9 protein-coding genes and 2 pseudogenes are annotated in these 9,941 nt (G+C 72.4%); all 11 read right to left on the bottom strand.

Annotated elements, in window-relative coordinates; translation table 11 throughout:
* Positions 1–138 (bottom strand): annotated as a pseudogene (locus ACFYQA_RS38625) (4-hydroxy-3-methylbut-2-en-1-yl diphosphate synthase); the annotation flags it as partial.
* Between the two features lie 4 nt (positions 139–142).
* The gene (hpnH, locus tag ACFYQA_RS38620; RefSeq protein WP_388928394.1) at positions 143–1,165 is read right to left on the bottom strand and encodes an adenosyl-hopene transferase HpnH; all 1,023 of its coding nucleotides are present in this window, start codon (positions 1,163–1,165) and stop codon (positions 143–145) included.
* 5 nt (positions 1,166–1,170) lie between these two features.
* On the bottom strand, positions 1,171–1,812 hold the full coding sequence (locus ACFYQA_RS38615) for a 1-hydroxy-2-methyl-2-butenyl 4-diphosphate reductase (protein WP_388928392.1): 642 nt from the start codon (positions 1,810–1,812) through the stop codon (positions 1,171–1,173).
* Positions 1,812–3,875: a squalene--hopene cyclase gene (shc, locus tag ACFYQA_RS38610; RefSeq protein ID WP_388928390.1), complete on the bottom strand. Its 2,064-nt coding sequence runs from the start codon at positions 3,873–3,875 to the stop codon at positions 1,812–1,814. The genes ACFYQA_RS38615 and shc overlap by 1 nt, the downstream gene beginning before the upstream one ends.
* 119 nt (positions 3,876–3,994) lie before the next feature.
* Positions 3,995–5,059 (bottom strand): polyprenyl synthetase family protein, encoded by a 1,065-nt coding sequence (locus ACFYQA_RS38605; RefSeq protein WP_386396000.1) that lies wholly within the window; start codon positions 5,057–5,059, stop codon positions 3,995–3,997.
* 71 nt (positions 5,060–5,130) lie between these two features.
* Complete coding sequence (gene hpnE / locus ACFYQA_RS38600) at positions 5,131–6,600, bottom strand: hydroxysqualene dehydroxylase HpnE (RefSeq protein WP_388928388.1); 1,470 nt, start codon at positions 6,598–6,600, stop codon at positions 5,131–5,133.
* Complete coding sequence (locus ACFYQA_RS38595) at positions 6,597–6,737, bottom strand: DUF6380 family protein (protein ID WP_388928386.1); 141 nt, start codon at positions 6,735–6,737, stop codon at positions 6,597–6,599. Before ACFYQA_RS38595 ends, hpnE begins: the two co-directional genes overlap by 4 nt.
* Positions 6,737–7,687, bottom strand: coding sequence for a presqualene diphosphate synthase HpnD (hpnD, locus tag ACFYQA_RS38590; protein WP_388928384.1), 951 nt, complete (start codon positions 7,685–7,687; stop codon positions 6,737–6,739). Before hpnD ends, ACFYQA_RS38595 begins: the two co-directional genes overlap by 1 nt.
* Positions 7,684–8,607, bottom strand: a complete 924-nt coding sequence (gene hpnC / locus ACFYQA_RS38585) for a squalene synthase HpnC (protein ID WP_388928382.1) — start codon at positions 8,605–8,607, stop codon at positions 7,684–7,686. Before hpnC ends, hpnD begins: the two co-directional genes overlap by 4 nt.
* Positions 8,608–8,966: 359 nt before the next feature.
* Positions 8,967–9,755 carry an ABC transporter ATP-binding protein gene (locus ACFYQA_RS38580; RefSeq protein ID WP_386395996.1) on the bottom strand — a complete coding sequence of 263 codons (789 nt, stop codon included), beginning with the start codon at positions 9,753–9,755 and terminating at the stop codon, positions 8,967–8,969.
* Positions 9,748–9,941: pseudogene (locus ACFYQA_RS38575) on the bottom strand (ABC transporter permease); the annotation flags it as partial. The pseudogene ACFYQA_RS38575 and the gene ACFYQA_RS38580, both read right to left, overlap by 8 nt.

The following is a 9,941-nucleotide window of genomic DNA, read 5'->3' as shown; positions in this document are numbered from 1 at the left end:
CGTCGTCGTCATCGACTGCACCGACACCGGTGCGTCCCCGCCCACCGCCACCGACCCGACCTGGATCTTCCGGCTCTTACGGCGCGGGGCGAGCGGCCGGACCGGCACCTCGGGGACCCCGAGGGAGACAGCCGTCATGGCGTCACTCCCTGTTTCCCGAGACCGTCTCGCGCATGGCGCGCAGGGACTCCTTCAGGGACCCCATGGTGGCGAGGACGGCGGTGGGCTCGTAGCCGCAGTGCGCCATGCAGTTGGCGCAGCGCGGGTCCTTGCCGCGGCCGTACTTGTCCCAGTCGGTCTCCTCGATCAGCTCCCGGTACGTCGGCACGTATCCGTCGCTCATCAGGTAGCAGGGGCGCTGCCAGCCGAAGAGCGAGTAGTTCGGGATCGCCCACGCCGTGCACGGGAAGTCGACCCTGCCCTCGAGGAAGTCCAGGAACAGCGGCGAGTGGTTGAGCCGCCAGCGACGGCGGTTGCCCCCGGCGAACGCCTTCCTGAACAGCTCGCGGGTCTGCTCCACACCGAGGAAGTGCTCCTGGTCGGGGGCCTTCTCGTAGGCGTAGGCGGGCGAGATCATCATCTCGTCGACCCGGAGGTCGTCGTTGAGGTAGTTGAGCACCTCGATGATGGTCTGCGGGGTGTCGGTGTTGAAGAAGGTCGAGTTGGTGGTGACCCGGAAGCCGCGCCGCTTGGCCTCCTTGATGGCGGCCACCGCCTCGTCGAACACGCCCTCCTTCGCGACGGACTCGTCGTGCCGCTCGCGCAGTCCGTCGATGTGCACGGCGAACGCGAAGTACGGCGACGGGGTGAACTTGTCCATCTTCCTGCGCAGCAGCATGGCGTTGGTGCACAGGAACACGTACTTGCGCCGGCCCACCAGCTGGCGGACGATCTCGTCGATCTGAGGGTGCATCAGCGGCTCGCCGCCGGCGATCGACACCATCGGCGCCCCGGACTCCAGCACCGCGCCCACGGCCTGCGCGACCGGCATGCGCTGCTTGAGCACCCCGGCCGGGTGCTGGATCTTTCCGCAGCCCTCACAGGCGAGGTTGCAGGCGAAGAGCGGTTCCAGCTCGACGATCAGCGGGAACTTTTCCCGACGTCGGAGCTTCTGTTCGGCCAGGTATGTAGCGACCTTGATGGACTGACGCAGCGGCATGGCCATCTGGCTCACCTCCAGGGGAGCAGCAAGGAACGGTGCCATTCGAGATACGCGGGAAGAACGGAACGAAGAACGCGGAAAGCCGATATTCCACCGCGCAGCGTGCCGATCCGGACCAGTTCATGTTCAGGAGCGTCCACGACCACCCGTACGGCCGCAACCGGGCGCGCACCCGCGCGGACGGCGCTCAGGAGCGTGGCCGCGGACTCCATGTCGACCGCGATCGCGCCGGTGGCGAGCAGCTCGTACCGTTCGTGCCCCCGGACCACGTGCTCGGAGCCGGTGAGCGGCCCGGTGTGGACGGTGCGCCCCGGTGCGACCCGCGCCAGCTCCTTCACCAGCAGATCGGTCCCGACGCACGGCACGCTGCCGCGCGGGTCGCGGGTCTCCCCGGCGACCACCAGGTCGCCGGGGTGCATCCCGGGGGCCAGTCCGGCGCAGAAGCCGGTGGCCAGTATGGCGGCGTCGCGCAGCGCCGGGCCGGCGAGCGCCCGGGTGACGGAGCGCTCGGCCGCCGCAGGCCCCATGCCCGTGCGCAGGACGGTGACCGGTCCGCCGATGCCGCCGCGGCCCCTCTCGCGCAGAGCGAGCTGCTCGATGCCGAGCGCGCAGGCGATCAGCAACGGCGCCGGGGCCGCCCGGGGGCTCATCAGTTGCCCTTCGCCTCGGCCGGCCGGTGCCGGTGCGCAGCGGCACCGGCACCGGCACCCGCCCCCGCCACCTCCGCCGGCGGCTTGGCGAACGGCTCCCCGTTCACGTACCGGCCGAGCGCGGTGAGCGGGAAGACCTGCCGGTAGAGGTGGTAGTTGATGGAGAAGTCCCAGGGGAACCCGGTGCCCGTGAAGTAGGGCTCGTCCCAGGAGCCGTCCTCGTGCTGGGTGGCCGCCAGCCAGGCGATGCCGCGTTCGACGGCCGCGGACTCCTTCTCACCCGCCGCCAGCAGGGCCATCAGCGCCCATCCGGTCTGCGAGGGGGTCGAGGCGCCCTTGCCGCTCCACTCGCGGGAGTCGTGGTAGGAGCGCAGGTCCTCGCCCCATCCTCCGTCGTCGTTCTGGACCGACTCCAGCCAGGACACGGCCCGTCGGACGGCCGGGTGCGAGCCGGGGAGGCCGGCGGCGACCAGTGCGGGCACCACGGATCCGGTGCCGTAGAGGTAGTTGATGCCCCAGCGTCCGAACCACGAACCGTCCGGCTCCTGTTCGGCGAGCAGCCACCGGATGCCGCGTCTGGTGCGCGGGTCGTGGGCGAGTCCTTCGACGGCGAGCATCTCCACGACGTGCGCGGTGACATCGGCCGACGGCGGGTCGATGACCTCGCCGAAGTCGCAGAACGGCAGCCGGTTGGGGAACGGGCTGGTGTTGTCGACGTCGAAGGCGCCCCAGGCGCCGTTGCGGGACTGCATGCCGAGGTTCCAGCGGACCCCGCGGCCGATGGCGTTGTCCACCCGCTCCGGGTCGTGGTGCTTGACCCGGCGTAGCGCGAGGACCACCTCGGCGGTGTCGTCGATGTCGGGATAGTTGTCGTTGTGGAACTCGAACGCCCAGCCGCCGGGTGCCAGTTGGGGCCTGCGTACCGACCAGTCGCCGGGCCGTACGACCTGTTCGCCGAGCATCCAGTCGGCGGCTCTGACCAGTTGGGGGTGGTCGGCGGGCAGACCGGCGTCGGCGAGGGCGATGGTCGCGAGGCAGGTGTCCCACACCGGGGACTGGCAGGCCTCGATCATCCGGGCGCCGTCCTCGCGCCACACGGCGAACCGGTCGAGGGAGCGGAGTCCGGCGCGCATCACCGGGTGGTTCAGGTCATAACCGAGCAGGTGCAGCGCGATGACGGAGTAGACGGCGGGCGGCTGGATGCCGCCCCAGCAGCCGTCGTTCTCCTGCCGCTCGATGATCCAGCGGGCCGCGGTGTTCATCGCCGCCCTGCGCAGCCGGCGCGGGACGGCCCGGCGCAGGGCGTGCAGGCCCTTGTCGAGCCGCTGGAAGGCGCCGTCCCAGCTGGCCGCCGGCGCCATCCGTCCGGGAGGGTTGGGCCTGGCGGGGTCGGTGTGCAGTTCGTCGAGCGGAAACGGGGCGGGCCGTACCGGCCGCTCGGCGGAGACGATCGTCAACGGGACGATGGTCTGGCGGGCCCAGCAGCCGAAGTCGTAGATGTTGAGCGGCACCCAGGTCGGGAACCAGATCAGCTCGGGCGGGAGTTCGGGCAGGTCCTCCCACTTCCACCAGCCGAACAGGGCCAGCCAGATCCGGGTGAAGACCCGGGAGGCGGCGATCCCGCCCCGGTCGCGGACCCAGGCGGCGGCGCGCGCCATGTGCGGGGCGTCCGGCGGGTCGCCGGCCAGCCGCAGCGCGACGTACGCCTCGATGGTGGCGGAGAGGTCGCCGGGCCCGCCGTAGAAGGTGGCCCAGGTGCCGTCCTCGCGCTGCTCGCCCCGGATGAACAGGGCGGCGGCCCGGATGGTCTCGTCCTCGAGGATGCCCAGGAACTGACGCAGCAGCAGGTCCTCGGCGTCCATCGTGACGTTGGTCTCGAGGTCTCCCTTCCACCAGCCCTGGTCGTCCTGACGGGACAGCAGGAACTCGGTGGCGCGCCGCATGGCGCCGGCGGCGATGTCGGGTACCCCGGCCGCCACGGGGATGTCGGTGTCGGTGTCGCTGGCCGCGGCCACCGAGGACGGCCACGCCGCCCCGGTGCTTCCGTCGGTCGTCGCTGTCATGGCTTCCCCTTCGTGCAGTCCTGCAATGTGTGCGTCTGCTGTGGGTCCGCCGTCGGCCGGTGCCGTACTCCCCGCAACACCGGCCGGCGACTACGCGAGGGCTATTCGACCGATAGTGATCATCTCTTTCGTACGACGACGAAGTCCGCGAGCGCCGTGAACTGCTCCCGCACCCTGTCGGGCATGTCGACGGCGTCGAGGGCCTCGATGGCGACGGTGTGCTGACGGCGTGCTTCCCCCGCGGTCCACTCCCGTCCTCCGGCCTGCTCGATGAGGGCCGCGCGGGCCGCGAACTCCTCCTCTGAGAAGTTCGCGAAGTCGCTGCCGCCCGCGTCGGCGGCGAGGATCTCCGCGAGCTGCTCGGAGGCCGGGCCGCCCTCGGCGAGCGCCGCCACGACCGGGAGGGACTTCTTGCGCTGGCGCAGATCGCTCCAGGTCTGCTTGCCGGTGGCCGCCGGGTCGCCCCAGATGCCGAGGAGGTCGTCGACGGCCTGGAAGGCCAGACCGAGGTGGTAGCCGTACTTCTCCAGGGTGTCGGCGGTGTGCGGGTCGGCGCCGCCGAGCACCGCGCCGACGGAGCTGGCGCAGGCGAGCAGGGCGCCGGTCTTGTTGCCCTCCATCTCCAGGCATTCCTCGACGCCGACCCGGTCGCGGTGCTCGTAGGAGATGTCCTGCGCCTGGCCGTCGATGAGGGCGCGGGTGGCGGTGGTCAGCCGGCGGGCGGCCCGGCCGGCCTCGACGGTGCCCAGTTCCAGCAGCACCTCGTTGGCGAGGGCGAACAGGGCGTCGCCGACCAGGATGGCCTGGGCGGGACCGTGCACCTTCCAGACGGTGTCGCGGTGCCTGCGCTGCTCGTCGCCGTCCATGAGGTCGTCGTGCAGCAGGGAGAAGTTGTGGACGAGTTCGACGGCGACCGCGCCGGGGACGCCGACTTCCGGAGCGGCGCCGGTGACCTCGGCGGACAGCACGGCGAGCGCGGGGCGCACGGCCTTGCCGCCGTCGCCGTCGGCGGGCCTGCCCTGGGCGTCGATCCAGCCGAAGTGGTAGGCGGCGACGGTGTCCATGGGGGGCGCCAGGCGGTCGATGGCCGCCCGCAGTACCGGCATGGCCAGTGTCCTGCCGCGCTCCAGGAGCGCGGGCACGTCCGCCGCGGTCCTTCCAGCGGCCTTCGAGGCCGGGGGCACAGTGGGCACAGTCTCTCCTCTTGTTGCGGTACCGGGGGTGCGGGGACCCGCCGTGGCGGGTGCGTCGGCGCTCACCGGAGTCCCTCTCGCACGGCGGGGCCCGGGGCGTCGCGGCCGGCTGCCCCGTCCCAGGCGAAGAGGTGACGGGGGCGTGGCCGGCCCAGGGCACTCAGCGCGGCGTCCGCCGCGCCGACGCCGCTGCGGACCGCACCCTCCATGGTCGCGGGCCACCCGGTGGCGGTCCACGCTCCGGCCAGGTACAGGCCGGGAGCCTTGGTGCGCGCGCCGGGCCTGAGCCGTCCGACGCCGGGAGCGGGGGCGAACGTGGCGGTGCGCTCCCTGGTGACGAAGAAGTCCCGCACGGTGGCGCCGCGGGTGCCCGGCAGCAGGCGCTCCAGTTCGGGCAGGTAGCGCTCGCGCAGCACGGCCACGGGCTCGTCGATGTCGTTCTGGGCGACCGACTGCGAGACGGCCAGGTACTGCCCCTCCCGCAGGCCGGAGGCCCGGGTGCGGTCGAAGACCCACTGCACGGGGCTGCCGAGGGCCGCGAAGAAGGGGCTGGTGAGCACCGTGCGGTCGTAGACGACGTGGAGGTTGAGGATGGGCGCGGTACCGATGCCGAGCAGTCGCCCGGGGTCGTCGAGCGCTCCGGCGGGCAGTAGGTCGTACGCCTCGCGCTGCGGTACGGCGAGGACCACGGCGTCTGCGTCGAGGGTCTCGCCGGGAACCTGCACGCTCCAGCTCCCGTCGCCGCGCCGGGAGACGGAGGTGACGCGGGTACGGACCTCGGTGCGGACGGCCGCGGAGTCGAGCGCCTTGCGGGCCAGCCGGTCGTGCAGTTCGCCCAGGGGGACATGGGCCCAGCCGATGTCGGCCGCGCCCGGGTCGGACAGCAGACCGGTCTTGAAGACCATCGCGGCGAGCGCCAGGGACGCGTCACCCGCGACCGCGTTGAGGGTGGCGACCCCCACCAGGTCCCACAGGGCCTCGACGGCGCGCGGCGACTGGCCGTGCGCGGCCAGCCAGCTGCCGAAGTTCTGGTCGTCGAGGGCGGGATCGGCGAGGTCGAGTCCCTTGAGCGCGAGCGCGGCCCGTCCCACGTTCGCCCGCTCGGCGAGCGAGAGGTGCGGGTAGGCGGCGAGGCTGCGCCCCAGGTGCAGCGGTACGGGCAGCGGATCGCGGCGCAGCCGGCCGAGCCGGCGCCCCTCGGGTCGGTCGGCGTCGATCACGGGCACGTCGAGACGGTTCTGCAGCGGGGCCAGGGCCGCCCCCTCGATCCGGTCGAGGAACCAGCGGTAGGCGGTGCAGCAGCGCAGGTAGACGTGCTGACCGTTGTCGACGGTCAGGTCACCGCGCTGGAAGGAGAAGACGAGCCCGCCGAGCCGGGGACGGCCTTCGAGCAGGGTGACGCGCACGCCGGCGTCGGCGAGCGCGAGCGCGGCGGTGACACCGGCGAGGCCGCCGCCGACCACGACGGCGTGCCGCCTCGCCGGTGCGTCGTCGCCGGCGAGTGGGTCCCCGGAGCTGGTGACACGGGTCATGGCGCGTCCTCCCCTGTCCGGCCGCCGCGCCGCCGGACCGGTGCGCGGCAGGCCGTCCTGGTCAGGGACGCGGGGCCGCGGCGGAGGGTTGCGCCCCGCTTACCGGCGGCGCCGTCGAGGGGGAGTGAGGTGTCCATCAGGCGCGCCTCCTGACGGTCCGCCGGGTGACGTGCCGGGTGTCCAGGCCGGACAGGCCGCGCACCGCGACGTAGGCCTTCTCGCGGCCGGGCAGGGAGACCCGGCCGCGCAGCACGGCCTCGGGCTCGCGCTCGATGCGGTCGAGGAGACGGCGGTAGATGCCGGCCATGGCGGCGACACAGGCGCCGCTGCGCCGGTCGAGCAGGGGCAGCAGCCGGTAGCCCTCGGCGAACAGGGCGCGGGCCCGGCGCACCTCGAAGTGGACGAGGCCGGCGAAGTCGGATCCCTCCGGCGGGGTCGGCCCGCCGAACCCGGCCGAGCAGCCGAACTTGGCCAGGTCGTCGGCGGGCAGATAGGTGCGCCCGTCCTCGGCGTCCTCCCGGACGTCCCGGAGGATGTTGGTGAGCTGAAGCGCGAGCCCCAGCGTGTCGGCGTACTCGGGGGCGCGTTCGGCGCCCCGGGCCCCGGGTTCGGTGCCGAAGACGCCGAGGGAGACCCGCCCGATGGCGCCGGCGACGCAGCGGCAGTAGACCTTCAGGTCGTCCCAGGTCTCGTAGGTCTCGCCGCGCAGGTCCATCTGGACGCCGTCGATCAGCTCGTCCAGGCCGCCGAGCGGGACCGGGAACCGCTGCGCGGTGTGCGCGAGGGCGACGGCGACCGGGTCGGTGTCGTCCTCGTCGACCGCCCCGTCCCGGACCCGGGTGAGCAGCGCCCGGGTGTCCTCGAGCCGGGCGGCCTTGACGTCGTCCGGCAGCGTGCCGTCGCCGATGTCGTCGACGCGCCGGGAGAACGCGTAGAGCGCCGACATCGCGCGCCGCTTGGGCGTCGGCAGCAGCCGGATGCCGTAGGCGAAGTTCCGGGCCTGCTGTCCGGTGACGGCCTCGCAGTACCGGTAGGCGGCGAGCACCGGCGCCGACGTGTGTGTGTCCGGCTCCACGGCCCGGATCACCCCTCTCCTCGCAGCGTCGTGCCGGCCTCGCGCAGCAGCCGGACCTTGCCGGGCTTGGGCGGGCCGGGAAGTACGTCGTATTCGGCGGCGGCGATCGCGCCCAGGGCCGCCCGTCCCCCTGCCACGAACCCCGCGAGCAGCAGCTTCAGCCTGCCGCGGACGCTGTCCACCAGGGGAGCGCCCTCGTCCAGGAGCTCCCGGGCGCGCTGCGCCTGGAACGCGATCAGCGCGCGCACCGACGCGCCGGCGTGCGGCGCGGCGAGGTCCGCCTCGTCGACGTGGAAGCGTTTCATGTCCTCGGCGGGCAGGTAGACGCGGTCGCGGCCGAGGTCCTCGGTGACGTCCTGGAGGTGCTCGACGATCTGGAGGGCGGTGCAGACCGCGTCGGAGCGGCGGATCCGCTCGGGGGTCGAGGTCCCGGTGACGCCGAGGACCAGGCGGCCGACCGGGTTGGCCGACAGTTCGCAGTAGGCGAGCAGGTCGTCGTAGGTCTGGTAGCGGCTGACGACCTGGTCCTGGCGGTTGGCGGCGATCAGGCCCAGGAAGGGTTCGGGGGGCAGGCCGCGGCGGCGGACCGTCGGCTGGAGCCGGCGCAGCAGCGGATGGCGCGGGACCGAGTCGAACACACGGTGCAGATCCGCCTCGAAGGCGTCCAGCAGCGCCGTCCGGTCGTCTGCCCGGTCGGGGGCGACGCCGAGCAGTGCGGCGTCGGCGCCGCCGGGGGCCAGATCGCCGTCGCCGATGTCGTCGACGAGCCGGGCGTAGCCGTAGACCGCCATCAGGTCGGCGCGCCAGGCTCCGGGCAGGAAGAACGGCGCCACCGGGAAGTTCTCGGCGGCGGCCTTGTCGAGGGTGGCGCGTTCTGCGTCCAGGGGGGCGCGCCCGGCGTCGGCCGCGCGCGTCGCGCCGGTTCGTGTCATCGCGGGCTGCCCTGGGCGGGGACGGCACACACTGCGTTGAGCAGGGGAGTCTCCGTAGCCATTGCCGTCACATCTCCCGTTCTACACTGCCGACCCAATGCATACTATTTCGGACACGCCGCTCACACTTTCGCCCGGCCGGGTCGCCGGTCGGTGTCGCGCGTTATGGCCCTGATTGCCGTCTTTAGGCACCGGTACAGCTTACGTTGTACAGCGCGGTACGGACCGCCGGGGTGTCCCCGCGCTTCGGAACAACGCACCGGTCGGTGTCAAGATTCCTGCGTACGGCAGGAGTTGACGCTTCTTTTGCAGGTGTTGGACCCTGTCGGCCCGTTCCGGCGGGTCCGGGGCGGACCGGGCTACTTGCCGGTGAACTTCTCGTACTCCTTGAGCACCTCGTCCGTCGGGCCGTCCATGCGCAGTTCGCCGCGCTCCAGCCACAGGACGCGGTCGCAGGTGTCGCGGATCGACTTGTTGTTGTGGCTGACCAGGAAGACGGTTCCGGCCTCCTGGCGCAGTTCCCGGATCCGCGCCTCGGAGCGCTTCTGGAACTTGCGGTCGCCGGTGGCCAGGGCCTCGTCGATCATCAGGACGTCGTGGTCCTTGGCCGCGGCGATGGAGAAACGGAGCCGGGCGGCCATGCCTGAGGAGTAGGTGCGCATCGGCAGGGTGATGAAGTCGCCCTTCTCGTTGATGCCGGAGAAGTCGACGATCTCCTGGTAGCGCTCCTTGATCTGCTCGCGGGACATGCCCATGGCCAGCCCGCCGAGTATGACGTTCCGTTCGCCCGTCAGGTCGTTCATCAGGGCCGCGTTGACGCCGAGCAGGGAGGGCTGGCCGTCGGTGTAGACCTTGCCCTTCTCGGCGGGCAGCAGGCCGGCGATGGCCCGCAGCAGGGTCGACTTGCCGGAGCCGTTGGAGCCGATCAGGCCGATGGCCTCGCCCCGGTGGGAGACGAAGGAGACGCCGCGCACGGCGTGCACCTTGCGCACGCCCCGTGCCTCGTCGTCCTTGCCCCGCCGTATCATCCGGCTGAGCGCCGCCGTGGCGCTGCCGCGGCCGCCGCGGGCGCCGTTGACGCGGTAGACGATGTGCAGGTCGTCCGCGATGACGGTGGGGATGTGGGTGTCCGTCCTCTCCTCAGCCACGGCCGTACCTCTCTTCCGCCTTCCAGAAGTAGATGAAGCCGATCACGCCGGCCAGCAGCGCCCAGCCCACCGCGAAGGCCCACACGTGCGACGGCAGGTACGAGGAGCCGTAGTCGTCGATCATCGCGAAGCGGACCAGGTCCATGTAGACCGCGGCCGGGTTCCACTGCAGGACGTCGGCGAGCC

The sequence above is a fragment of the Streptomyces sp. NPDC005774 genome (genome assembly GCF_042871645.1).
Lineage (GTDB): Bacteria > Actinomycetota > Actinomycetes > Streptomycetales > Streptomycetaceae > Streptomyces > Streptomyces pratens.
Note: the sequence above shows the minus strand (reverse complement) of the source record. Positions and strands in the feature narration are given on the sequence as shown.

Excerpts from the sequence above, each read along its gene's own strand:
- hpnH (WP_388928394.1), bottom strand. The coding sequence starts at position 1,165 with ATGGCCATGCCGCTGCGTCAGTCCATCAAGGTCGCTACATACCTGGCC.
- ACFYQA_RS38615 (WP_388928392.1), bottom strand. The coding sequence starts at position 1,812 with ATGAGCCCCCGGGCGGCCCCGGCGCCGTTGCTGATCGCCTGCGCGCTC.
- shc (WP_388928390.1), bottom strand. The coding sequence starts at position 3,875 with ATGACAGCGACGACCGACGGAAGCACCGGGGCGGCGTGGCCGTCCTCG.
- hpnE (WP_388928388.1), bottom strand. The coding sequence starts at position 6,600 with ATGACCCGTGTCACCAGCTCCGGGGACCCACTCGCCGGCGACGACGCA.
- ACFYQA_RS38595 (WP_388928386.1), bottom strand. The coding sequence starts at position 6,737 with ATGGACACCTCACTCCCCCTCGACGGCGCCGCCGGTAAGCGGGGCGCA.
- hpnC (WP_388928382.1), bottom strand. The coding sequence starts at position 8,607 with ATGACACGAACCGGCGCGACGCGCGCGGCCGACGCCGGGCGCGCCCCC.